Annotated in this window: 24 protein-coding genes; 8 read left to right on the top strand and 16 right to left on the bottom strand. The window is 67.3% G+C overall.

Translation table 11 applies throughout. The annotated features are described in order from the left end of the window. The first annotated feature begins 102 nt into the window (after nucleotides 1-102). The 5 genes from ACCQ12_RS04400 (at nucleotide 103) to ACCQ12_RS04420 (ending at nucleotide 3,884) form a co-directional block, all read left to right on the top strand. Nucleotides 103-996, top strand: coding sequence for a TPM domain-containing protein (locus ACCQ12_RS04400; protein WP_166743940.1), 894 nt, complete (start codon nucleotides 103-105; stop codon nucleotides 994-996). Then, a complete protein-coding gene (locus ACCQ12_RS04405; RefSeq protein WP_166743941.1) occupies nucleotides 996-1,487 on the top strand; it encodes a TPM domain-containing protein in 492 nt (163 codons plus the stop codon). Before ACCQ12_RS04400 ends, ACCQ12_RS04405 begins: the two co-directional genes overlap by 1 nt. Nucleotides 1,488-1,540: 53 nt before the next feature. Beyond that, complete coding sequence (gene lgt / locus ACCQ12_RS04410; RefSeq protein ID WP_166750249.1) at nucleotides 1,541-2,431, top strand: prolipoprotein diacylglyceryl transferase; 891 nt, start codon at nucleotides 1,541-1,543, stop codon at nucleotides 2,429-2,431. After that, a complete protein-coding gene (locus tag ACCQ12_RS04415; RefSeq protein WP_166752418.1) occupies nucleotides 2,428-3,222 on the top strand; it encodes a thymidylate synthase in 795 nt (264 codons plus the stop codon). Before lgt ends, ACCQ12_RS04415 begins: the two co-directional genes overlap by 4 nt. Before the next feature lie 173 nt (nucleotides 3,223-3,395). Beyond that, nucleotides 3,396-3,884, top strand: a complete 489-nt coding sequence (locus tag ACCQ12_RS04420; protein WP_372383555.1) for a dihydrofolate reductase — start codon at nucleotides 3,396-3,398, stop codon at nucleotides 3,882-3,884. Between the two features lie 95 nt (nucleotides 3,885-3,979). On the opposite strand, the gene ACCQ12_RS04425 is transcribed toward ACCQ12_RS04420, so the two are convergent. The 16 genes from ACCQ12_RS04425 to ACCQ12_RS04500 form a co-directional block, all read right to left on the bottom strand. Further along, nucleotides 3,980-4,372: a hypothetical protein gene (locus tag ACCQ12_RS04425; protein ID WP_372383043.1), complete on the bottom strand. Its 393-nt coding sequence runs from the start codon at nucleotides 4,370-4,372 to the stop codon at nucleotides 3,980-3,982. A 7-nt stretch (nucleotides 4,373-4,379) separates the two neighbouring features. Then, nucleotides 4,380-5,567: an acyl-CoA dehydrogenase family protein gene (locus ACCQ12_RS04430; protein ID WP_372383044.1), complete on the bottom strand. Its 1,188-nt coding sequence runs from the start codon at nucleotides 5,565-5,567 to the stop codon at nucleotides 4,380-4,382. Nucleotides 5,568-5,682: 115 nt separating this feature from the next. Continuing rightward, nucleotides 5,683-6,438, bottom strand: coding sequence for an ABC transporter ATP-binding protein (locus tag ACCQ12_RS04435; protein ID WP_372383045.1), 756 nt, complete (start codon nucleotides 6,436-6,438; stop codon nucleotides 5,683-5,685). Next, on the bottom strand, nucleotides 6,435-7,286 hold the full coding sequence (locus ACCQ12_RS04440; RefSeq protein WP_228333527.1) for an ABC transporter permease: 852 nt from the start codon (nucleotides 7,284-7,286) through the stop codon (nucleotides 6,435-6,437). Before ACCQ12_RS04440 ends, ACCQ12_RS04435 begins: the two co-directional genes overlap by 4 nt. Nucleotides 7,287-7,294: 8 nt before the next feature. Then, nucleotides 7,295-8,299 (bottom strand): aliphatic sulfonate ABC transporter substrate-binding protein, encoded by a 1,005-nt coding sequence (locus tag ACCQ12_RS04445; protein ID WP_372383046.1) that lies wholly within the window; start codon nucleotides 8,297-8,299, stop codon nucleotides 7,295-7,297. Nucleotides 8,300-8,310: 11 nt separating this feature from the next. Further along, entirely contained in the window at nucleotides 8,311-9,474 is a 1,164-nt protein-coding gene (ssuD, locus tag ACCQ12_RS04450) for an FMNH2-dependent alkanesulfonate monooxygenase (protein ID WP_166743950.1), read from the bottom strand. 88 nt (nucleotides 9,475-9,562) lie between these two features. After that, complete coding sequence (gene msuE / locus ACCQ12_RS04455; RefSeq protein ID WP_104580916.1) at nucleotides 9,563-10,126, bottom strand: FMN reductase; 564 nt, start codon at nucleotides 10,124-10,126, stop codon at nucleotides 9,563-9,565. 883 nt (nucleotides 10,127-11,009) lie between these two features. Then, nucleotides 11,010-11,993, bottom strand: a complete 984-nt coding sequence (locus ACCQ12_RS04460) for a symmetrical bis(5'-nucleosyl)-tetraphosphatase (RefSeq protein ID WP_166752414.1) — start codon at nucleotides 11,991-11,993, stop codon at nucleotides 11,010-11,012. A 28-nt stretch (nucleotides 11,994-12,021) separates the two neighbouring features. Then, nucleotides 12,022-12,405 (bottom strand): Co2+/Mg2+ efflux facilitator ApaG/CorD, encoded by a 384-nt coding sequence (gene apaG, locus ACCQ12_RS04465; protein WP_039413027.1) that lies wholly within the window; start codon nucleotides 12,403-12,405, stop codon nucleotides 12,022-12,024. 36 nt (nucleotides 12,406-12,441) lie between these two features. Further along, a complete protein-coding gene (gene rsmA, locus ACCQ12_RS04470) occupies nucleotides 12,442-13,230 on the bottom strand; it encodes a 16S rRNA (adenine(1518)-N(6)/adenine(1519)-N(6))-dimethyltransferase RsmA (protein ID WP_039413030.1) in 789 nt (262 codons plus the stop codon). Nucleotides 13,231-13,345: 115 nt separating this feature from the next. Further along, entirely contained in the window at nucleotides 13,346-14,317 is a 972-nt protein-coding gene (gene pdxA, locus ACCQ12_RS04475) for a 4-hydroxythreonine-4-phosphate dehydrogenase PdxA (protein WP_372383047.1), read from the bottom strand. Nucleotides 14,318-14,321: 4 nt separating this feature from the next. Beyond that, entirely contained in the window at nucleotides 14,322-15,713 is a 1,392-nt protein-coding gene (locus ACCQ12_RS04480) for a peptidylprolyl isomerase (RefSeq protein WP_184439544.1), read from the bottom strand. Continuing rightward, nucleotides 15,710-18,151 carry an LPS-assembly protein LptD gene (gene lptD / locus ACCQ12_RS04485; protein WP_372383048.1) on the bottom strand — a complete coding sequence of 814 codons (2,442 nt, stop codon included), beginning with the start codon at nucleotides 18,149-18,151 and terminating at the stop codon, nucleotides 15,710-15,712. The genes ACCQ12_RS04480 and lptD overlap by 4 nt, the downstream gene beginning before the upstream one ends. A 125-nt stretch (nucleotides 18,152-18,276) precedes the next feature. Continuing rightward, a complete protein-coding gene (locus ACCQ12_RS04490) occupies nucleotides 18,277-19,185 on the bottom strand; it encodes a histone deacetylase family protein (protein ID WP_039413038.1) in 909 nt (302 codons plus the stop codon). A 38-nt stretch (nucleotides 19,186-19,223) separates the two neighbouring features. Next, complete coding sequence (locus ACCQ12_RS04495; protein WP_104580910.1) at nucleotides 19,224-19,781, bottom strand: cob(I)yrinic acid a,c-diamide adenosyltransferase; 558 nt, start codon at nucleotides 19,779-19,781, stop codon at nucleotides 19,224-19,226. Nucleotides 19,782-19,784: 3 nt separating this feature from the next. Beyond that, a complete protein-coding gene (locus ACCQ12_RS04500) occupies nucleotides 19,785-20,363 on the bottom strand; it encodes a hypothetical protein (RefSeq protein WP_372383049.1) in 579 nt (192 codons plus the stop codon). A gap of 197 nt (nucleotides 20,364-20,560) precedes the next feature. Between ACCQ12_RS04500 and ubiH the strand changes: the two genes are divergently transcribed. The 3 genes from ubiH (at nucleotide 20,561) to ACCQ12_RS04515 (ending at nucleotide 23,792) form a co-directional block, all read left to right on the top strand. Then, entirely contained in the window at nucleotides 20,561-21,769 is a 1,209-nt protein-coding gene (gene ubiH, locus ACCQ12_RS04505; protein ID WP_372383050.1) for a 2-octaprenyl-6-methoxyphenyl hydroxylase, read from the top strand. Continuing rightward, nucleotides 21,766-22,947 carry a UbiH/UbiF family hydroxylase gene (locus ACCQ12_RS04510; protein ID WP_372383051.1) on the top strand — a complete coding sequence of 394 codons (1,182 nt, stop codon included), beginning with the start codon at nucleotides 21,766-21,768 and terminating at the stop codon, nucleotides 22,945-22,947. Before ubiH ends, ACCQ12_RS04510 begins: the two co-directional genes overlap by 4 nt. Nucleotides 22,948-23,072: 125 nt before the next feature. Beyond that, nucleotides 23,073-23,792, top strand: coding sequence for an alpha/beta fold hydrolase (locus tag ACCQ12_RS04515; RefSeq protein ID WP_372383052.1), 720 nt, complete (start codon nucleotides 23,073-23,075; stop codon nucleotides 23,790-23,792). Nucleotides 23,793-23,858 lie beyond the last annotated feature (66 nt).

Genomic DNA, 23,858 nt, shown 5'->3' on the forward strand with positions numbered 1-23,858 from the left:
TCTCATCCGCCCATTCGGGACACTTTTCCCCAAAGGGAGGACAGTGCCTCGATGGGGGAAGGAAACGACTGAATTTCAGTACGCATCAGGTAGGAGTCGGAAATGCGGCGAACGTCTTTGAGAGCGGTGTGGATGATGATGGTGTTGCTGCTGCTGCCGGCATCGCTGCTGGCGCAGGATCTGGCTGCCATCCCGCCGCTGCGTTCGCCGGTCGTCGATGTCACCGGTACGCTGGATGCCGCACAGATCCAGCAACTGGAGCAACAGGCGCTGGCCCTGCAGCAACGCAAGGGCGCGCAGCTGCAGATACTGATCGTGCCGACCACCCAGCCGGAGGCGATCGAGCAATACACCCAGCGCGTATTCGACCAGTGGAAGATCGGCCGCAAGGGCGTGGACGATGGCGTGCTGCTGCTGGTGGCCAAGGACGACCGTCGCGTGCGTATCCAGCCCGGGTACGGCCTGGAGGGCGCCATCCCCGACATCGTGGCCAACCGCGTCATCCAGGAGTATCTGGCACCGCGCTTTCGCGAGGGCGACTACGGCGGCGGTATCCGTGATGCAACGGCGACGCTGGCCGGACTGATCGAAGGCGAGGCGCTGCCGGCGCCGGTCAGCGGGCACGAGGGAGGTGCCGGCGCTGGCGCCAGTGGGGGCTGGATCATGGCGCTGTTCATCGGCTTCGTGGTGGCGATGGTGGCGCGCGGGATCCTTGGCGCGTTGCCGCGCCCGTTGCGTGCCGTGCTGACCGGGGTGGCCGCTGGTGGCGCGGCCTTGCTGTTCACCTCGTTGCTGTTCGCCAGCGCAGGCGCTGCGGTGATCGGGCTGTTGGCGGGGCTGGCCTCCGGCTCGCCGGGACGCTTCGTCGGCGGTGGCGGCTGGGGCGGTGGCGGCTTTGGAGGGTTCGGGGGCGGTGGCCGCGGTGGCTTTGGCGGCGGCGGCTGGGGTGGCGGCGGTGGATCATCGGGAGGCGGTGGCGCCTCGGGGAGCTGGTAATGCGACTGCTCAGGCACCTGTTCGCGCCCTCGGCGCAGCGTCGGTTTCCCGCCAGGTGCATGGAGACGATCACTGCTGCCGTGGCCGACAGCGAGCGCAGCCACACCGGCCAGATCATGGTGGCGGTGGAGGCGGACCTGCCGCTGGGGGCGCTGTGGCGTGGGCAAACGGCCCGCCAGCGCGCCGAGCAGGCGTTCGCGCAGCTGCGTGCCTGGGACACAGAAGGCAATAACGGCGTGCTGGTCTATCTGCTGCTGGCCGACCACGCCATCGAGGTGGTGGCCGACCGCGGCCTGCGCAGCCAGGTGCCGCAGGCGCAGTGGGACGAGGTGTGCCGGCGCATGCAGCAGTTCCTGCGCGAGGGGCAGTACGAGGTGGCGGTGCTGGCGGGCATCGAGGCAGTGACCGAGCTGCTGGTCGCTCACTTCCCGCGCGGCGCCGACGCGCCGCATGAAGACGAGCTGCCCAACCGGCCACAGCTTTTAGGCTGAGCGCGCCCGAGGTGTCAGAATAGCCGCCTCGCTCTACGTGATACGCGGTCCGCATGATCTATCTGCACGCCATCGACCCCATCGCCTTCTCGCTCGGCCCGGTGCAGGTGCACTGGTACGGCTTGATGTATCTGGCGGCGTTCTTCTCGGCCTGGGCGCTGGGTCGCTCGCGCATCCTGCGCGGCCGCCTGCCCGGGGTGGACATGGACGGTTTTTCCGACCTGCTGTTCTACGGCATGCTCGGCGTGGTGTTGGGCGGGCGCATCGGCTACATGCTGTTCTATGCCTTCGAGACCTTCCTGGCCAACCCGCTGATCCTGTTCAAGGTGTGGGAAGGCGGCATGAGCTTCCACGGCGGCCTGCTCGGCGTGCTGATCGCGTGCTGGCTGTGGGCACGCAAGCACCGGCTGCATTTCTTCGATGTCATGGATTTCGTGGCGCCGCTGGTGCCGCTGGGCCTTGGGTTCGGGAGGCTGGGCAATTTCGTCGGCGGCGAGTTGTGGGGCAAGTTCACGCAGGCCGGCTGGGGCGTGATCTTTCCGCATGCGCCGGAGCTTGCGAACCAGTTGCCGGCGCAGATCCAGGCACAGTACGCCGCCGGCGCATTGAATCAGTTTGCACGCCATCCCTCGCAGCTTTACGAAGCAGCGCTGGAAGGCGTGGTGATGTTCGTGGTGCTGTGGGCGTTCTCGATGAAGCCGCGCGCCCGTTACGCGGTGTCGGGTCTGTTCGCGCTGCTGTACGGCGTGTTCCGCTTCATCGTGGAGTTCGTACGCGTGCCGGACGCGCCGATCGGCTACCTGGCCTTCAACTGGCTGACGATGGGGCAGATCCTGAGCCTGCCGTTGATTGCCGTGGGCCTGGTGTTGCTGGCGATGTCGCGCCGCGCGCCGGTGCTGCAGCCGGTGGTTGCAGCACCGGCCACGGCAGAGGCGGCCAAGTGAAGCCGTATCTGGATCTGCTGCGGCATGTGCTGGAACACGGCGCCGAGAAGTCCGACCGCACCGGCACTGGCACGCGCAGCGTGTTCGGCTGGCAGATGCGCTTCGACCTCAACGACGGCTTTCCGCTGGTCACCACCAAAAAGCTGCATCTGCGCTCGATCATTCACGAGCTGCTGTGGTTCCTGCAGGGCGATACCAACATCGGGTATCTGAAAGACAACCAGGTGCGCATCTGGGACGAATGGGCCGACGCCAATGGCGACCTGGGTCCGGTGTACGGCAAGCAATGGCGACGCTGGACCGGCCCGGACGGCGTCGAGATCGATCAGATGCAATGGCTGGTGGACGAGATCAAGCGCAACCCGGATTCGCGCCGGCTGGTGATCAGCGCCTGGAATGTGGGCGAATTGCCGCAGATGGCGCTGATGCCGTGTCACAGCCTGTTCCAGTTCTACGTGGTGAACGGCAAGCTCAGTTGCCAGCTGTATCAGCGCAGTGGCGATATTTTTCTGGGTGTGCCGTTCAATATCGCCAGCTATGCCCTGCTGACGCACATGGTGGCGCAGGCCACCGGCCTGGGTGTGGGCGATTTCGTGCATACGCTGGGCGATGCGCATCTGTATTCGAATCACTTCGAACAGGCGCGCGAGCAGCTGGCGCGCACACCGCGCGCGCTGCCCAGCTTGCGCCTGAATCCGGAGGTGACCGACCTGTTCGCGTTCCGCTTCGAAGACATCGCCATCGAAGGCTACGACCCGCATCCGGCGATCAAGGCGCCGGTGGCGGTATGAAGGGCCGGGACCCGGGACCCGGGACCCGGGGCGCGCGAACGGCGACTGCAACTGCAATTGCAACGACCGGCAGTGCTGCGAACGTTACGGATGCGGCGGACCCGGCATTGGGCGGCACCTCGCTTTCCGGGTCCCGGGTCCCGGGTCCCGGGTCACGGGCGTCCCATCCGCGCATTTCGCTGATCGTCGCCCTCGACCGCAACAACGCCATTGGCCGCGACAACGACCTGCCGTGGAAATTGCCCGATGACCTCAAGCGTTTCAAGGCGCTGACGTTGGGCAAGCCGATCCTGATGGGGCGCAAGACGGCGCAGTCGCTGGGACGTGCGCTGCCGGGGCGGTTGAACCTGGTGCTGACGCGCTCGGGGCACGTGCCGTTCGAGGGCATGCAGGCGGTGGCATCGGTGGAGCAGGCCATCGAACGTGCCGCGCATGAGGGCGCGCAGGCGCTGTGCGTGATCGGTGGCGGGGAGGTGTATCGGCTGACCTTGGAACATGCCGATCTGCTGGCAGTGACCGAAGTGGATACCGTGGTCGCCGGCGCCGACACGCATTTCCCGCCGATCGATCCCGCCGTGTGGGAACCGGTCCAGCGCCAGGCGCATGCGGCCGATGAGCGCCATGCGTTTGCGTTCGAGTACGTGGACTACCGGCGCCGCTGAGCCTTGGCCGTTGTGCTGCGACCTTGCTGTTGCAGCATGCGCGCTCAGCCGTGCTGGTGGCTCGGCACCGTCATCCTGCGCCGGGCAGGCGCACCTCAGCCGGAGCGCGTGTTAACGACCAGTTCGCCCAGCGCGATCAGCCGTGCACGCACGACGTTGCGGCTGACTCCCAACAGTGCAGCTGTCCTGACCTGATTCTGGTCGCAGTGCCGATAGGCCGCACGGAACAGCTGCTCTTTGACCGTTGCGTGCAATGCGGCGTCGCCTGTCTCGAACGGTCTGGCAAAGGCCCGTGCAAGCAGCGCCTGGCCATCCGTGGGCGGCTCGTCACCGAGACGGGAGGGCAGGCGCTGTGGCGGCAGCTGGATGTCCTCGGCGCGAATCACGCCGTCGCGGTGCATCAGCCAGGCGTGGTGGATGACGGGGGCGAGCGGGCGTTGCGCGATACGCGCGATTGCGTGCAGCAGATCACGCCACCAGCGCAGCATCGGCGGCTCAGGAATAGAAGCTCGGTGTGGGCGCCTGTTGCCGCAGTGCCCACTCACCGAGCTCGCGCACCTTGTAGTCGACCGGGTCGTGCAAGGTCTGGGTGCGCAGGTTGCGCCAGTAGCGGTCCAGCCGCAGTGCCGCATGCGTGGCACGCGCGCCGGTGACGTCGAACAGTTTGCTGCACACCTCCAGCCCGACACGCGTGCTGGCGACCTTTGCGGCGGCCACCGCCACGGCGACCTGTGCGCGTTCGTCGCCGCCCAGCGCATGCTCCTTGCGCCAGGCGGCGTCGAGCAATTCGGCAGCCCGCCCGGCCAGCAGGCGGGCGCTTTCCAGGCCCAGCCAGAAGTCGCCGTAATGGGCGAGGATGTACGGATCGTCGCTGGCCTGCTCGACCCCGGAGCGATGCCACGGCCGCGTTTCGGTCAAGGTATAGCGGCGTGCCTCCTCGAACGCGCCTTCGGTGATGCCGAGGAAGACATGCGCAAACATCAGCTGCGCGAGCAACGGGCGCAGACACGCAAACGGCGTACTCAAGGGTCCGGGATCGAGCAGCAGTTCGCTCTCTTCCACGCGCACGCGCTCGAAGGTGGTGCTGCCGCTGTCGGTCTGGCGCTGCCCGATGTTGTCCCAGTCGTGACCCAGCGTGATGCCGCTGCGCGCGGTGGGAATCGCACCGATCAACAGCTTGCCGCTGCGTTCGTCCAGCGCCGAGGCGATCAGCATCTGCGAATCGATGGCGCCGGAACAGAAACTCTTCCTGCCGGAAAACTCGCGCCAGCCATCGCATTGCACCGCCACTGTGCGCGTATCCAGCGGGTTGAGCGCGTTGCCCCAGAACCAGTGTTTGCGCGCGGTCTGCTCCAGCCAGGGCTGCCACTGTGCCGGCTGGCCGAACAGGCGCACGGTGGCCAGCATCAGGTGGTGGAAGCCGAACACATGCGCGATCGAACTGTCGACCCGGGCGAACTCGCGCACGACCGTCAGCACCTCGCTCCAGCTGGCGCCCAGCCCGCCATACTGCACCGGGATGCTCAGGCCGAGCAGCCCGCTGACGCGTAGCGCATCGCGCTCGGCCTTGGGCGTGCCGCCACGTGCATCGCGTTCGACTGCCGTGGCGGCAAACTCGCTCGCCAGGCGCTGCGCGGTGTGCAGCGGATCGAGCAGGGTCGGTTGCGGTCGGCCGTCGGTCATGCGGGGATCTCGTTCAAGACGCAAAGGGTGAGCCGTGGCGGGGCTGGCAATCGATTCGGCAGTGCATGCGGTCACTGCCCAGCAGCGACGGATGCATCTGAGGACGGGCCAGCGGCTACAGCACGTGGATGTCGTGCAGTGCGGCCAGCAATGCCTGTCGCGCCTGATGTAGCGCTGGCGCATGGTCCTGGCGGTGGCGCGGACGCGGTGTGTCCAGCACCTGCGTCTGCACGATCGACCCGGGGTGACCGCCGATGACGATGGCGCGGTCGCTCAGATAGGCGGCCTCCTCGATATCGTGGGTCACCAGCAACACGGTGAAGCCGTGCTCGTGGGCCAGCCGCAGGAGCAGGTCCTGCAGCTTGATGCGGGTGAAGGCATCCACCGCGCTGAAGGGCTCGTCCAGCAACAGCATCTGCGGCTGCCGATACAGCCCGCGCGCCAGTGCCACCCGCTGCGCCTGGCCGCCGGACAACTGCTTGGGTAAGGCGGTGGCGTGGTCGAGCAGGCCGACCTCGGCCAGTAATTGCTGCACGCGCGGCGATTGCCGTGCAGCGGCTGGCGACAGCCCGGTGTCGTCGGCGAAGGCGACATTGGCGGCCACATCCAGCCAGGGCAACAAACGTGGTTCCTGGAAGATGAAGCCGATGCGGCGGTCGGCGCCCTGCACGCGCACGCCGTCCAGCACCACCTCGCCGGTGTAATCGCGTTCCAGGCCGGACACGATGCGCAGCAAGGTGCTTTTGCCGCAGCCGCTGGCGCCGATCAGGCTCAGGATCTGGCCGGGTGCCACGCGCAGGTCGATATCCTGCAGCACGCTGCGCTGGCCGAAGCGCTTGGCCGCAATCCGGATCTGCAGGCCGGCACTCATGCGTCGTGTGCCGCGCGCAGGTGGGTGTGGCTGTTCTGCAGGTTGTCGCGCCAGTGCAGCGTGCGCGTCTCGATCGCCTTGAGCGCGCCGTCGCTGAGTTTGCCGAGCAATGCCAGCAACACGATGGCACCGATTACGATGTCCGGGCGCGAGGTTTCGCGTCCATCGCTCAGCAGATAGCCCAGCCCCCGCGTGGCGGCGATCAGTTCGGCGGCGACCAGAAACATCCAGGCCAGGCTCAGGCTGGTGCGCAGCCCGGTGAAGATCGATGGCAGCGCGGCCGGAAGCAGGATCCTCCGTACCAGCCGCAGCTTGGACAGGCCGTAGCTTTCGCCAAGTTCCACCAGCGTGCGGTCGACCTGGCGCAGTCCGGTTACCACGCCCAGATACACCGGGAAAAACGCGCCGATAGCGATCAGGGTGATCTTGGGTGCTTCATCGATCCCCATCCACAGCAGCAGCAACGGCACCCAGGCCAGGCTGGGCACCGCGCGCAACGCCTGGAAGCTGGGGTCGAGCAGGCGTTCCAGCCAGCGGCTCAGGCCCACCCCCACGCCGACCAGCACGCCGAGCCCGGCGCCGATCGTAAAGCCCGCCAGCACCCGCAACACGCTGGCGCCGATGTGGCCGGCCAAGCCACGGCCTGCCTCGTCGGCAAGCGTGGACAGGATCTGGCTTGGCGGCGGCAGCAGGTAGCGCGGCGTCCAGCCGAACACAGCGGCCAATTCAATAGCGGCGAAGAAGCTGAGCGGCAGGAGCCAGCCAAGGCTGCTGGCCGGCAGCCTGAGTCGCGGCCGCGATGGCGTGCCGGCCAGCGTGCGGGAAACGCGCAAGGAGGTCTCGTTCATGGCCGCGCTCAGCCCTGCGCCACGTGTGCGCGTTTGGCGTAGCTGGCATCGATCAGCGTGGCCAGCACCTTGCTCAGATCGGTGCCGGGCCGGACCAGGCCTTCTTCGAGCAGGATCGGCGCAGCGCTCTGCAAGGCGGCATGTTGCTCGGCGCCGATCAGCGGACGACTGAAGTCGTTGCGCTGCAGCTGTAGCTTGGCCACCGGCAGCGAGACGCGGGCCTCCTCGGCGATCAGGCCGACCAGCGCGTCGGGATGTTCGATGGCCCAGCGGCGCGCCTTTTCATAGGCCTGCAGCACCAGCGGAATCTGCGCCGGGTAGGCCGCGGCAAACGCCTCGCTGGTGTTCAGGAAACCATACGAATTGAAGGCCACGTTACGGTAGATCAAGCGTGAGCCGGCTTCGATCTGGCTGGCCGCCAGGTGCGGATCCAGGCCCGACCAGGCGTCCACATCGCCACGCTCCAGCGCGGTACGGCCATCGGCATGCTGCAGATGGACGATGTTCACCGCGTTCTTGTCCAGCCCCGCCTGGCGGAGCGCACGCAGCAGGAAGAGATAGGCATCGGTGCCCTTGGTTGCCGCAATCCGCTTGCCCTTGAGCTCGGCCACGCGCTGGATCGGCGAACGCTTGCCGACGGCCAGTGCAACCCACTCCGGCCGGGAATAGACGTAGACCGCCTTGACCGGATTGCCGTTGGCGCGCGCCAGCAAGGCGGCCAGGCCAGCGGTGCTGGCGAAATCGATGCTGTTGCCGGCCAGGTATTCGAGTGCGCGGTTGCTGCCGGCCGACAGCACCCAGGTCACCGCGGTGCCCTGCGCCTTGAGCGCTTGTTCCAGCCAACCGAAGTGCTTGAGCACCAGCGAAGTGGGCGAGTAATAGGCATAGTCCAGGCGCAGTTGCTTGGGAACTGCGGGCTTGGCTTGCGCGAATGCGGCGCGCGACAACAGCGGCGAGCTGCCGAGCGCGACGCCGGCGAGGGTTCCGAGTTTGAGCAGGTTGCGACGCTTCATGAGGGCTCCAGTCAGCGCGCCGAAGCGCGTGGCACGATGGTGTTGGCGATGACTTCGCCGAAGGGCCCGCTCAGTGCCTGGCCAGGAAGTTTCTGTTTGACCGCGCGCGGCAGCAGCGGGAACACCAGCTCGGCGAAACGGTAGGCCTCTTCCAGATGCGGGTAGCCCGAGAAGATGAAGGTGTCGATGCCGAGCGCGGCGTATTCCTCGATCCGCCTGGCCACGGTCTGCGGGTCGCCCACCAGCGCGGTGCCGGCACCGCCGCGCACCAGGCCGACGCCGGCCCACAGGTTGGGACTGACTTCCAGATCGGCACGTGTCCGGCGCTGACCGCGGCCGTGCAGTGCAGCCATGCGTCGCTGGCCCACCGAATCCATGCGCGCAAACGCACTCTGCGCGCGCTCCACGGTTTCGTCGTCGAGATGACTGATCAGCGATTCCGCCGCCGCCCATGCTGCCTCGTCGGTTTCGCGCACGATCACGTGCAGGCGGATGCCGAAGGTGAGCGTGCGCCCGAGCGCAGCGGCCTTGCTGCGCACCGAGGCGATCTTTTCCGCCACCGCTTCCGGCGGCTCGCCCCAGGTCAGGTAGGTATCCACCTGCTCGGCCGCCAGATCGTGCGCGGCATCGGACGAGCCACCGAACCAGACCGGCGGATACGGCGTCTGCACCGTGGGATACAGCAGCTTGGCCGCCTTGACCTGCAGGTGTTTGCCATCGAAGTCGTAGCTCTCGCCGGTGTGGCTGTGGGCGATGATCTCGCGCCAGATCCGGATGAATTCGGCCGAGGCTTCGTAACGTTCGGCGTGGTCCAGGAACACGCCATCGCCTTCCAGCTCGCCGCGGTCGCCACCGGTGACCAGATTCACCAGCAAGCGCCCACCGGAGAGCCGGTCGAAGCTGGCCGCCGTGCGCGCGGCCAGCGCCGGTGCCATCAACCCCGGGCGCAGCGCGACCAGGAACTTCAACCGACGCGTGGCATTGATCAGGCTGGAGGCAATCACCCACGGGTCCTCGCACGAGCGCCCGGTGGGAATCAGCACACCTTCGTAGCCCAGCGTGTCGGCAGCGACCGCCACCTGGGTGACGTACTCGGCACTGACCTGGCGTGCGCCGTCGCTGGTGCCCAGATAGCGGCTGTCGCCGTGGGTGGGGATGAACCAGAACATCTGCATCGTGGTGTCCTCAGGCGTGGATCGGTTGAGCGCTTCCTGCGTTTCAGCGCGCGTGCCGCTCAGGCGGTGCACACCGCTGGCGACTGGTTCAGGCAATACGCAATAGCGCATCCGGTCGCGCACCAAGCACGCCGGCGGCACGTTCTGCGGCCAGCGCGATGCGCTCGCGCAGTGCCGGATTGCTCACCCGGTAATCCTGAAAATCCGCTTCGGCGGCATAGATGCCGACCGGCAGGGCCAGCGCCTGGAAGAAGGCGAACAACGGGCGCAGCTGGTGGTCGATCACCAGGGCATGCCGCTCACTGCCGCCGGTGGCGGCGAGCAAGACGGGCGTATCGATCAAGGCGCTGATGTCGATGAGATCGAACAGATGCTTCAGCAGCCCTGGATAGGAACCGCGATACACCGGGGCGACCACCAGCAACAGCTCCGCGGTCTCGATCTGGCGCAGTGCGTGTTCGGTGTGCTCGTCCAGTTCGTTGCGCCACAGCGCTGCACCCAGCGGCCGGGCGATATCGCCCAGGTGCACGATGCTGGGCTTGATCGCAATGCGTTGGGCCAGTGCGGCCAGGGTGGCCTCGGTCAGCGCAAGGCTGCGCGACGGACGGGCCGAGCTGCCGGAGACAGCGACAACATTCAACGGTGTGCGCATGCAAAGGTTCCTATGGTGCGGCGGACCGGGTCACGGCAAAGCGGTATCCCGTCCCGGCAGCCCCACTGTTGCGATGGAGGCAGAATGTGCTGCGTTGCCACTGTGCGTGCGCAAGCAGCCAGCCATTTCAATCTGCCTGCCGGACCCAAGCGATGGCAATGCCTTGGCGCCTGTAAATGCCCGATGGCTTAGGAGGTTTGAGAATGACGTGATGAAAAAGTGCGCGACTCAATGGAATCGCGCTGTTTCGCGCGCGTTTCCTCATACCTCTCGATGCATCAGGAAAGTGCGTCAGGAAATAAGCGCGTCATAACTGTTTGTGGAAAAACATCTCCGCAGCAGTGTGTTGGATATCACTCAATGAATAACCGCAGACGGTTGCAGGCCCGATCGTTGGAAATGCCATCCATCCAGCCAGAGAGAAATTCGAAACAGAGATGCAAAGCGGATAGTGTTTTATTCAATCCATGAGGCGTGATGTGTCGCGATTCGCACGGAGTGATGGCGACGCATATCGCGGCGCTGCACGTAGTGCCGGCACGATCGTTCGCGGCTCATCCAGGTCGAAGGACCTGGCTGCGTCATCCGGTACAGCCGCCACGCCAGCACCGCAATGGCATGGCCATTTACTCGGTCGGACATGATTGCCTCAAGGTTCCGGCACGCGGGGCATCAGCAATTGATGCGGGCCTAGAACCGGAACCAGATCTAGGCGTAAGCCTGGCGACCCTTACGTTCCTTCTGCGCATCGAAACGTCGGAATGCTACGAACGCGTAGCGTGCGTCCTGAGTCACAGCCCGCACGCTGCTGCATGCGGCGCGCATCGCGCGACCTTGCGAGAGTCAGCCAGACGCGCGTCGTGCCGCACGCCTCGCTGGCGGATCATTCCGTTGCCGGTGTGGCCGGACGGTTGGGCGCCGTTGTGTCGGCCCCCGTGTTCGCGCCACCGCCGCCGCCGTGGCCCCGTCCACGGCCACGCCCGCGCTGGCGGCCCTGGCCCTCGCGCGGGCGCCGCGGCGCATGCGCTGCCGGTGCTGCCGGAGTGGGGACTTCGCGCCCGGGGACCTGCACGACGCGCAGTTCGTCGGTGTCCAGCTGCAGGGCGGTGAGCTTGCCGCCCCACACCGCGCCGGTATCGATGGCGTGCACGCCCTGGGTGATCGTCAGGCCCAGCGCCGACCAATGCCCGCAGACGATCTTCAGATCGCGTTCGACCCGGCCGGGCACTTCGAACCAGGGATACAGGCCCTGCGCCTGGGTGCCCGGCGTGCCCTTGTCGTCGGTGGCGATCCGCCCGCGCGGGGTGCAATAGCGCATGCGCGTGAACAGGTTGATGATCGCGCGGCTGCGCTCATAGCCGCTCAGCCCCGGCGACCAGCCGGGCTGATCGCCGTACATGTTGCGCAACAGCTTGCGATAACCGCCGCCCTGCAACTGCTGCTCGACTTCGCGGGCATGTTTCTCGGCCATCTGGGTGGTCCACTTCGGGGCCAGCCCGGCATGGATCATCATCCAGCCCAGCTCGCGATCCACATGCGCCAGCTTCTGCATGCGCAGCCAGTCCAGCAGCACGTCGCGGTCCTCGGCCAGCACGATGCGCTGCAGGTCCGGATTGACCTTGCGCTGCTCCTCTTCCGAGCGTGCACCGATCGCCAGCAGCGAGAGGTCGTGATTGCCCAGCACCACCACGCTATGCGCGCGCAGCGAATGCACCAGGCGCAACGTCTCCAGCGATTGCCCGCCACGGTTGACCAGGTCGCCGCAGAACCACAGCGTGTCCCGCGCCGGGTCGAAGTTCACCTTTTCCAGCAGGCGCTGGGTGATGTCGTAACACCCCTGCAGGTCGCCAATTGCCCAGACGCTCATCGCGCGCGCTCCATCAATCCAGCAGTCATCAGTGCAGCGTCCTGGGTACGCTCAGCACGAAGGCGGCGATCGGGGCGGTGAATTCGGTGCCATCGTCGGCCACCATGTCATAGTGGCCCTGCATCTGGCCCTGTTCGGTTTCCAGCAGCACCCCGGAGGTGTACTGGAACGCTTCGCCGGGACGCAGCCAGGGTTGTTCGCCGACCACGCCTTCGCCATCGACCTGTTCGGTGCGACCGTTGGCATCGGTGATCTTCCAGTGGCGCGCCACCAGGCGCGCAGGCACCGCGCCCGCATTCTGGATACGGATGCTGTAAGCGAAGGCGTAACGGCCTTCTTCCGGGGTCGATTGGTGGGCGAGGAAGCGCGGCGAGACCTCGACCTCGACCCGATAGCGTGGATCATCGTGCATGGGAAAAGTCTAAATAAACCACTGTGGGAGCGGTGCTCAAGCCAGCTCGACATTGGCCAGCCGGATGAAATCGGCGACCTCGAGCTGCTCGGCGCGGGCATCCGGACGCACGCCGGCGGCCTCGAAATGCGCCGGTTCGCACACATTGGACAAGGCATTGCGCAGGGTCTTGCGGCGCTGCCCGAAACCGGCGCGCACCACATCGGCGAAGCGGCGGCGGTCCTTGATCTGCACCGTGGCCGGGTCGCGCGGCACCAGCCGCACGACGGCCGAGTCCACCTTCGGCGGCGGCCGGAACGCGCCCGGCGGCACCACGAACAACGCGGTGACCTCGCAGTACGCCTGCAGCATCACACTTAGCCGGCCATACACCTTGCTGCCGGGACCGGCCGCCATGCGGTCGACCACTTCCTTCTGCAGCATGAAATGCATGTCGGCCACGGCCGCGGCATGGTCCAGCGCATGAAACAGGATCGGCGAGGAAATGTTGTAGGGCAGGTTGCCGACCAGGCGGATCGGCGTGCCGTCGGCCAGTGCGGTGAAATCCACGCTGAGCACGTCGCGATGAATGATGCTCAGCGCGCCGATCGGCGCTGCAGCATCGGTCAATGGAGCGATCAGGTCGCGATCGAACTCGATCACGGTCAACGCGCCATGGGTGCGTAGCAGCGGGAAGGTGATGGCGCCCTGGCCGGGGCCGATTTCGACCAGATGCTGGCCGGCGCGCGGGCCCACCGCCTGCACGATCCGGTCGATGTAATACCGGTCGGCAAGAAAGTGCTGGCCAAGCGACTTCTTGGCCGGTGCGCTGAAGGAAGAATTCATCTGCGCAGTTTAACGGAGCCGGCGGCTGCACGCCGCGTGGTGCGACGTGCGCGGCGTGTGCCGCCACGGCCAGTGACCCGCACGCAGCTTCGCAATGCCCTGCCTGGCTGGTGGCTCAGCCGCGCGCCGCCAGCCGCGCGCACAACGCCGTGGCCGCCATCAGGCTGGACGGGTCGGCGGTGCCGCGTCCGGCCAGTTCCAGCGCGGTGCCGTGATCCACCGCCACGCGCGGGTAGGGCAGGCCCAGGGTGATGTTCACCGCCTGCTCGAAACCACTGTACTTCAGCACCGGCAGGCCCTGGTCGTGGTACATCGCCACCACCGCGTCGAAGCCGCTCAGTTTCCGCGGCAGAAAGGCAGTGTCTGCCGGCAATGGCCCGATCAGCTGCAGGCCCTCGCCGCGCAGCTGCTGCAGGACCGGAATGATCACGTCCAGTTCCTCGCGGCCCAGGTGGCCGTCCTCGCCCGCATGCGGGTTGAGGCCGAGCACGGCAATGCGCGGCGTCGGCAGGCCGAAGTCGCGCTGCAAGGCGGTATGGGTGATGCGCAGGCACTGCACCAGCGCGTCGGCGCTGATCGCATCGGCGACCGCGCGTAGCGGCAGGTGCGTGGTCACCAGCGCCACGCGCACGATGCTGTTGGCCAGCATCATCACCACCGGGCAGCCGGCCTGTTCGGCCAGCAATTCAGTGGTGCCGGTATAGGCGATGCCGCCGGCGTTGATGACCGCCTTGTGCACCGGGCCGGTCACGATGCCTTGCAGGCGCCCGGCCAGACAGTCGCCGGCGGCCGTGCGCAGGGCGGCAATCACCGCGGCGGCATTGGCGGGATCGGCGTGGCCGAAGCGGGTCGGCGCCGCCTGTCGAACCGGAAACAACGGCAGGTCGCCGGGGCGACGCGCAGGCTGGTCCGGATCGAGCAGGCGCACACACAGCGACAGCGCCTGTGCGGCGCTGTGCAGGGTGTCAGGATCGGCGTAGGCGATCAGGTGCGCATCCGTGCGCGGCCGTTGGGCGAGCCGCACACACAGTTCCGGCCCGATCCCGGCCGGCTCGCCCGGCACCAGCGCGAGCGAGGGTACCCCCATCGGCTCAGCGCGCCGGCTGTGCCGGCGGCGGGGTCGGAGCGGCCGGTTCGGCCGGCTTGGTCGGCTCGGCAGTGGCATTGCCGTCGGCACGATCACCGGTGCGGTAGCTCACGTACGCTTCGCCACGCAGTTCCTGCAGGTAGCGGTTGTATTCCTCTTCCAGCTTGCGGCGACCGATCGTTTCACGGATCTGCGCACGCTGGTTTTCGGAGCTGACATCGGTCTGGCGGCTGCCGACGCGCTGCACGATATGCCAGCCGGCCTGGGTGCGGAACGGCTCGGACACGGCGCCATCGGCCAGGCTCTCGACCTGCTTGCCGAAGTCCGGGCCGAACGCATCGGCCGGGAACCAGCCCAGGTCGCCGCCCTGGCTGCGGCTGTTGGTGTCCTCGGAGGACTCCTTGGCCGTCGCCTGGAAGTCCGCGCCGCCCACGATGCGGGCGCGCAGCGTGTCGATCTTGGCCTTGGCCTGCGCGTCGGTCTGGTTGTCGCCGATGCGGACCAGAATGTGGCGCGCGTTGTACTCGGTGACCATCTTCTTCTCGCCGCCGGCATTGGCGTCGCGCATTTCCACCAGCTTGAGCAACTGGAAACCGCTGGGGCCACGCAGCGGGCCGGCCACCTGGCCAGGCTGCATGTCGCGAATGAGCTGGGCAAACGCGTTGGGAATCTCGTCCAGGCTGCGCCAGCCCAGGTCACCGCCTTCCAGCGCATTCGGGCTATCCGAATAACGCACCGCCGCTGCCGAGAAATCCAGCTCGCCCTTGTCGATCAACGCCTTGACGCCATCGACCTTCTTCTGGCCGGTGGCGATCTGATCGGCGGTCGCGCCTTCGGGCAGGCCGACCAGGATGTGGGCCAGATGATACTGGCTGCCGGTCGTGGCCTGCTGGGCCAGCGCGGTATCCACTTCGCCTTCGCTCACGCTGATGCGGCTCTGCGCAAAGCTCTGACGCAGGCGCTGCACGATGATCTCCTCGCGCACCGACGAGCGGAAGTCGCCGTACGCCATGCCGTCGGCCGCCAGCTTCTGACGCAGGCCATCGACGGTGGTGCCGTTCTGCTGGGCGATGCTGGCGATGGCGCGGTTGAGCTCCTCGTCGCTGACGCGGATCCCGCTGCCATCGGCACGGCCCACCTGCAGCTTGACCAGGACCAGGCGCTCGAGCACCTGACGCTGCAGGACATCGTCCGGCGGCAGCTGGTTTTCGCGGCCCGCATATTGCGACTTGACGTTGCGCACAGCGCGATCGAGCTCGCTCTGCAGCACCACGTCTTCGTCCACAATGGCGGCGATACGATCCAGCGGCTGGGATTGCTGCGCCGAGGCCAGCGGCGAGACCGTGCTGGTGATCACCAGCAGCGAGGCAAGAAGAACAGAGAAAGGCTTGGTCATGGAATCAGGTTCGGATCGTAATCGTCCGGATTGCTCGTGGTGTTGGTGTTGCTGGGCGGGACCAGGTACAGGTCGTCGCGGTAATAGCCGAGAATAGCACGGCGCAAAGTGCGGTCCGTGTTCTGGCCAAACGAGCTCAAGCCCTTGAGCACGAACTCGAACTGGATGGAGTTGTCCATCTCTCCGTCGCGGTTGCGCACGAACCGGCGTACCAGCGCGCGGACCGCCAGGCAGCAGCTGTCCCACTGCACGCCGCCGATGATTTCCAGCGGCTTGCGATCCAGTAGCGAGTAGTAATAACGGCCAACCGCACTCCAGGTGGGGTTGATCGGGTACAGGAACGAGAAGTCGGCCTGCTTGAGCTGGTCGCTGTCGTCGATCAGGTTGCGACGGTAGCGGTAGGCCAGATTGATGATGCCATCGTTATTGAGCAGGTAGCGCGTACGCAGGCTGGCCAGATCTTCCTTGCGTGAGTTGGGGTTCCACTGATACGTGGCGCCCATCGACCAGCGGTCGTTGATCGAGTAATTGCCATCGACCACCCAGGCAGATTTGCCCTGCTCGATCGGCTGCTCGCTACCGCCGGTGGCGGCATTGGTACTGTTGTTAATGGTGACCAGTGAATCGTTGAAGTACAGGATTTGGCCCGCGCTCAGCGAGAGCTTCTCGCGGCCATTGTCCTGTCGCAGCCAACGTGACGTTACGGCCAGGGTCAGCTGATTGGCATCGTTCTGGCGGTCGGCGCCGGTGTAACGGGTGTCGCGGAACAGCTGTCCATAGCTGAATGTGAACGGACGGGTGTCGAATACCGGCAGGTCGTCCTGATCGCGATACGGCACATACAGGTAGTACATGCGCGGCTCCAACGTATTGAGATAGCTGGTGCCAAAAAGCGAGGTCTCGCGATCGAAATACAGTCCGGCGTCCACCGACGCGATCGGCAGGCTGCGCGAAGGCGAGCGATCACCGGTCAACGGCGCGGTGTTGGCCAGCGTGGAATCCAACTGATATGCGGTGTAGCGCCACGCTACGGTGGGCGTCAGAAACCATGCCGCGCCGGATAGCGGCATGGAGATATAGGGTTTGACATCCAGGCGCGCGCCGTTGCCGTAGTCCTTGTTGCGGATATTGGTGCGGACGTAATCGTCGTCGTCGTCATTTCCGCTGTTGCTGCCATTGATGGGTGGCCTGACGAAGTAAGAGTCGTCGTGTGTGAAGCGCACCGCTTCGGCATACACGCCAGCTTCGAAAATGCCGAAGGGCTTTTCCCAGGTGAAATACGCGCGCGGCTGCCGGTTGTAGGGCAGCGCCTGCTCGTCCAGGGTGTAGTCGGTCAATTGCCAACGATCGGCCATCAGTCCAGCAGTCCAGGTTTCGCCGGTGCCGTAGATGCCGATGGTGCTCTGCAGGCTGGAGGCCGAGCCCATGCCGTTCAGGCGGCTGGTGAAGTCTTCCACATAGCGCGTATCGCTGACCCAGGAGATGCTGCTGCGCGCCTGCCAGTGGCTATTGACGTTGTGGTAGCCGCTATAGAAGACGCTGCCACGGTCCTTGTCGCGCAATTTGTCGTTGGGCAGGTAATTGCCGGTGATCTCACCACGACCGCCCTCGTAGAGGTAACGGAATTCGGTGCCGAACATGAAACCGCGCTTGCTCATATAGCGCGGCAGCAGGGTGGCATCGTAGTTCGGCGCCAGGTTGAGATAGATCGGCTGCAGGTAGTCGAAGCCGTTGCGGCCGGACAGGCCGAACTGCGGAAACAGCAGGCCGGTCTGACGGCGGTCGTCGATCGGGAACTTGAACCAGGGGAAATACAGTACCGGCACCTTGCCGATCTGCAGCACGGCATTGCGTGCCGTGCCGAAGCCTTCTTCATTGTCGACGTCGATCTCGGGCGCGCGCACGCGCCAGATCGGCTGCGACGGATCGCAGGTGGTATAGGTCGAGCGGTGCATCTGGCCGACCTGGCCCTGCAGGTCCACCGATTCCGCACCGCCGTTGCCGCGCCGGTCCACCAGTTGGTACTGGATGTTGGTGACCTTGTGGGCGTCGGTGTCCTGATTGCCCTCGGCACGGTCGGCAATCATCCGGAACGAGCTGTCCTGGTACCGCACGTTGCCTTCGGCGATGTAGTTGCCGGTCTCGGTGTCCATGCGCAGATTGTCTGCACCCAGGAACTGGTCGCCGCGCTTGAGCGCCACGTTGCCCTGGTATTGCGGAGTGGTACTGGTCCCGGACAGCTGGTCGCCTTCGATGTCGGTCGGCAACTGCGGGCGCATCTCGGCTGCCTTGGGGTCTGCGGCTGGGGCGCCGTCGAAGCCGGGTAGCGGGTCCACGGCCGGGCACAATCCCCAGTTCAACGGCTTGTCGGCAGCCATGGCCGGGAGGCAGATGGCAATGCTCAAGGGCAGGGGCAGCAGGCGGAGAGCTCGGCGCACGCGTGGTTCAACCAATAAAATGGCGACTAGCTTGCCGTATACCCCGCATAGGGGCAATGAAGAGCGCCTGCGCCGCGCGGGCGAGGTTCATCGCCGGCGGCCGAGCGCCCGGCGTGCCGACGGGGTCAGCGCAGGGCGGCGACGTGAGCCACGCTGCTCTCGCGCAACGCCTGCAGGTCGTATCCGCCTTCCAGCATTGACACCACCCGACCGCGCGCATGCCGCTCGGCCAGGGTGCGCAGCGCGCCGGTCAGCCAGGCAAAATCGTCGTCGTCCAGCATCAGGTCGGCCAGCGGATCGCGCAGGTGCGCATCGAAACCGGCCGAGATCAGGATCAGCTGCGGGCGGAAGGCATCGATCAACGGCAGCATCTCGTCCTCCCAGACATTGCGGAAGCGCAGCCCGTCGCTGCCCGGTGGCAGCAGCAGGTTGTGGACGTTGCCGACGCCGCGCTCGTGGACACTGCCCGAGTGCGGATAGAGCCCGGACTGATGGGTGCTCAGATACTGCACGGCCGGGTCGCGCTCGAAGATCGCCTGCGTGCCGTTGCCGTGGTGGACGTCGAAATCGACGATGGTGATGCGCTCCAGCCCATGCCGGTCGCGCGCATGCGCGGCGGCTACGGCGATGTTGTTGAACAGGCAAAAGCCCATCGACACCTGCGCGGTGGCGTGGTGGCCGGGCGGGCGCACTGCGCAGAAGGCGGTGCGGGTCTGGTCCTGCATCACTGCGTCCACAGCCGCGATGCCGGCGCCTGCAGCGCGCAGGGCGGCCGCACGCGAGGCGGGCACCATCCGCGTGTCCACGTCCAGTTGGCGATAGCCGTCGAAGGCGGTTTCCAGCACCGCGTCCACCTGCTCGCGCTCATGCACGCGGCACAGGTCGCCCAGCTTGGCCAGCGGCGCCTCGCGCCAGTCCAGGTCCGGAAAGGCGGCGCGCAGGGCGTCGACCACCGCTTCCAGGCGGGCGGGGCTTTCAGGATGCTCGGGGCCGGCGTCGTGACCGAGGCAGGCGGGATGGGTAAAGACCAACATGGGACGACTCTAGCCTCTCCGCCGTGCCGGGCACAGGGTCAACCGCGCCGGCGGTCGTGCCGCCAGAGCACTTCCTGCTGGCCATCGACCCGCGCCAGCACGCGCGCCAGGACGAACAACAGGTCCGACAGCCGGTTGAGATAGCCGATCGCCTCGCTGCGCACCGCTTCCTGGCGGGACAGCGCGACGGTCTCGCGCTCGGCCCGGCGCACGATGGTGCGGGCCAGGTGGCAGCGCGCGGCCGCTTCGCCACCAGCCGGCAGGATGAAGTCCTGCAGCGGCGGCAAGCCGTCGTTGTAATGGTCCAGGTGGCGTTCCAGGGCGGCGATATCGGCCGCCTCGATCGCCGCATGCCCGGGGATGCACAGCTCGCCGCCCAGGTCGAACAGCTGGTGCTGCACGGTGGTCAGCAGGTCGGCGACCGGGGCGGGCACGCCGGGCGCGGCCAACAGCACGCCAAGTGCCGAATTGGCCTCGTCCACCGTCCCGTAGGCATTGACGCGCAGCGCGTCCTTGCCGGTACGGCTGCCGTCGCCCAGGCCGGTGCTGCCATCGTCGCCGGTACGGGTATAGATGCGCGAAAGCCGGTTGCCCATGACCTAGCCGGCGTGGGACTGGTGCTGCGGCGCTGCCAGGCGCTCGGCCGCGACCTGGAGCAACGCGGCGGCGGCGACATACAGGGCCGCACTGCGCAGGTAGGGCCACAGCCAGTCGGTGTAGTTCTTGAACCAGCCGGCCAGCGTGGGCTCACTGACGCTGGCACTGATCCAGTAGAAGCTGCCCTGGGCGATCAGCTGGCACAGCGCCACGCCAATCAGCAGGGCGGGTACCAGCCGGGCCAGCGCGTTCCAATGGGCGCCGTGGTAGTGCCGGCGCAGCCAGACGCCACCGGCCCACAGCGCGAAGTACGCCGGGATCAGGCACCAGTAGGCCGGCGAGACGCAATAGTGCTGCCAGAAGCTCAGGCCCTGGCGGGTGATCACCAGCCAGTCCACCGCCACCGCAAGCCCCATCAACAGCGGGAACGCCAGCCGCGTGCGCGCGGCCGAGTGAAAGCCGCCGATGAAGAACACCGCCCAGGACGCATCCGGGACCGGCGCGAAGTGATTGATCCGCGTGGCCGCCATCAGGAGGGCGAGCAGACTCAGAATCCAGGTGTCGTGCGAGCGAGACGTCATGCGCGAAGGTGGCCAGGTCACAGGTCCGGGAGTGTAGCGTGGAACCCGGCATGCCCGTGCCGGCCCGGCAGACGCGCGATGCGTCGAGCGTCTGCCGGAGTGGGCGTGCCGGCGACGCGGGGTAGACGGGCCGGGCGCGGCAATCTGTCTCAATGCCCGGCGGCACCCTGCCTGGGGCCAGGGCTTATCATGTGGCGATGACACATCCACATGACGTTCTGATCGTTGGCGGCGGCCTGGTCGGCTCCAGCCTGGCGATTGCGCTGGACCGCCTCGGCCTGGATGTCGGGTTGGTGGAAGCCACCCCGGCCGGCGCGCCACCGGCGGTATTCGACCAACGCAACCTGAGTTTTGCCGCCGCCACGGTCAATGCATTGAGCGCGCTCGGGGTCATGGCAAAGTTGCGCAACCCGCCCGGGCCGATCCGGCGCATCCACGTCAGCCGTGCAGGCGACTTCGGGCGCGTGCAGCTGGATGCCGCCGACTACGGGCGCGACAGCTTCGGCCAGGTGGTGGTGGCGCGCGATTTCGGCGACGCCCTGCAGGCGCGTCTGGACGAGCTGACCCGGTTGCACCGGTATCGCCCGGCACGCTGCATCGGCGTGGAGCCGGTGCAGGACGGCCTGCGCGCAGTCCGCCTGGCGGCCGCCGACGGCGAGCGACTGGTCCGCGCCAGGCTGGTGGTTGGCGCCGATGGCAGCCACAGCGCGGTGCGCGAGCTGCTGCATATCGGCACCGACGCGCACGATTTCCTGCAGACCCTGTTCGTGGCGCGGGTGCGAGCCGCCAGGCCGCCCGATGGCACTGCCTGGGAGCGCTTCGGCGAACACGGGCCAACCGCATTGCTGCCGCGGGGCGACCGCCATTACGGCGCCATCCATTGCGTGGCGCGTGCCGATGCCGAAGCGGTGGCGGCCCTGGACGAGGCCGGCTGGCTGGCACGGCTGCAGCGCGCGGCCGGCTGGCGTGCCGGGCGCTTCATCGCCAGTGGCGAGCGCAGCGCCTACCCGTTGGTGCAGGTGCTGGCGAACAGCCTCATCGCCGAACGCGTGGTGCTGCTGGGCAATGCCGCGCAGACGCTGCATCCGATCGGCGCGCAGGGCTTCAATCTCGGGCTGCGCGATGCGCTGACGCTTGCCGAACTGATCGAACACGATCGCAGCGATGCCGGTGCCGGTGCGCTGCTGGATGCGTATCTGGCGCGTCGACGCGTGGACCGCGAGCACACGATCGGCTTCTCCAGCGGGTTGGCGCGGCTGACCGGCAATCCGGCGCCTTTGCTACGGCCGCTGCGCAGCCTGGGCCTGCTGGCGACCTCGCAGGCCGCCCCGTTGCAGTCGATGCTGGTCGGGGGCGCGATGGGCTTCCGTGGCGAAGTCCCGCAGCTGTGCCGGGGTGTGGCATGAACCGGCGCACGCCGCGCGATGCGGTGATCGTCGGTGGCGGTGTGGTCGGCGCCGCCTGCGCCTTGGCGCTGGCCGATGCCGGGCTGCAGGTCGCGTTGGTGGAAGGGCATGAACCCGCGCACTGGCACGCCGACCAACCCGACCTGCGCGTCTACGCATTCGCCGCCGACAACGCCGCGTTGCTGGACAGCCTGGGCGTGTGGTCGGCAGTGCGTGCGGCCCGCGTGCAGCCCTACCGGCGGATGCGGGTCTGGGATGCCGGCGGGGGCGGCGAGCTGGGCTTCGATGCCGACACGCTGGGGCGCGAACAGCTGGGCTGGATCGTCGAAAACGCGCTGCTGGTCGATCGCCTCTGGGCGGCCGTGCACGCAGCCGGCATCGAGGTGCATTGCCCGGCGCGCGTGGTCGAACTGGAGCAGGACAGCGGCAGCGTGCGTCTGCGGCTGGACGATGGCAGCCGCCTGGAGGCGGCGATTGCGATCGCCGCCGATGGTGCTGCGTCCACCTTGCGCGAATTGACCGGGGTGCCGGTCTCGCGGCACGCCTACGCGCAACGCGGCGTGGTGGCCTTCGTGGAGACCGAGCGGCCGCACGAGTCCACCGCCTGGCAGCGCTTTTTGACCACCGGGCCGCTGGCGTTCCTGCCGTTTGCCCAAGGCCGCAGTTCGATCGTATGGACCTTGCCGGATGCCGACGCCGCACGTGTGCTGGCCCTGGATGATGCGGCGTTTTCGCGTGAGCTCACCCAGGCCTTCGCCGCACGCCTTGGCCAGGTGCGGGTGGCCTCGCCGCGCGCTGCCTTTCCGCTGCAGCGGCAATTGGTGGAGCAGTATGTCAGCGGTCGTGTGCTGACCCTGGGCGATGCCGCGCACGTGGTGCATCCCCTGGCCGGGCAGGGCGTCAATCTGGGGTTACGCGATGTCGCTGCGCTGCGCGAGCAAGTGCGCAACGCGCGCGCCAAGCGTGCCGACTGGGCAGCGCCGCACCGCCTGCAGCGCTGGGCGCGAACCCGTCGCAGCGACAACGCCGTCGCCGCCTACGGCTTCGATGCGATCAATCGGGTGTTTTCCAATGACGAGATGCACCTGACCCTGCTGCGCGGATCGGTGCTCGGCCTGGCCGGAAAACTGCCGCCGCTGGTCGATGTGTTGTGGAAGCGCGCCTCCGGCGGTGCGTGAGCATCGCCGCGCCGGCCGGCGTGAACGCGGATAACCGGCGCAGCCTTTGTTATATGCCTGGAAACTTATAGCGAAGGCCGCATCTTCCATACGACGGACGCGCACGGCCTAGCTACAGTCGGCGCATGACCTCGGTTGCGCACCCACCCAAGCCCCCCTTGCTGCTGCTCTGCGGCCTGCTCTGCGATGCCGCGATCTGGCAGCCGCAGCGCGAGGCGCTGGGGGACCTGGCGGAGGTGCAGGTGCTGGACTTTCCCGGTTTCGACAGCATCGTGCAGATGGCCACCCACGTGCTGGCCGGTGCACCGCCGCAGTTCGCGCTGGCCGGGCACTCGATGGGCGGACGCGTCGCGCTGGAGATCATGCGCCAGGCACCGGAGCGCGTGACCCGGCTGGCATTGCTCGATACCGGCATCGCCCCACGTCGCGAGGGCGAGCGCGAAGAGCGACAGGCGCTGGTGGACCTGGCCCGCACCCAGGGCATGCAGGCGCTGGCGTCGGCCTGGTTGCCGCCGATGCTGCACCCGGACCGTGTCGACGATGCCGCGTTGATGGAGCGCCTGACGGCGATGGTGCAGCGTCAAAGCCCGCAGGGGTTCGCCGGCCAGATCACGGCCCTGCTGGAGCGCCCCGATGCCGCGCCGGTGCTGGCACGGATCCGCTGCCCCACCTTGCTGGGTGTCGGGCGCCAGGACGCCTGGAGCCCGTTGGCCCGGCACCAGGACATGGCGCGGCACATCCCGCAGGCGCGCCTGGTGGTGTTCGAAGACAGCGGGCACATGGCGCCGGTGGAGGCGCCGGTGGCGGTGACCGCCGCCCTGCGCGACTGGCTGCAGGCCGCGTGATGGCCAGCAGGCCACGCCACCGGCGGTGACGCAGCGGTCGCTGGCGACGCCGATCGGTTTTGCTGA

Source organism: Xanthomonas sp. NCPPB 1068, from assembly GCF_041479385.2.
GTDB classification, from domain to species: domain Bacteria; phylum Pseudomonadota; class Gammaproteobacteria; order Xanthomonadales; family Xanthomonadaceae; genus Xanthomonas; species Xanthomonas cannabis.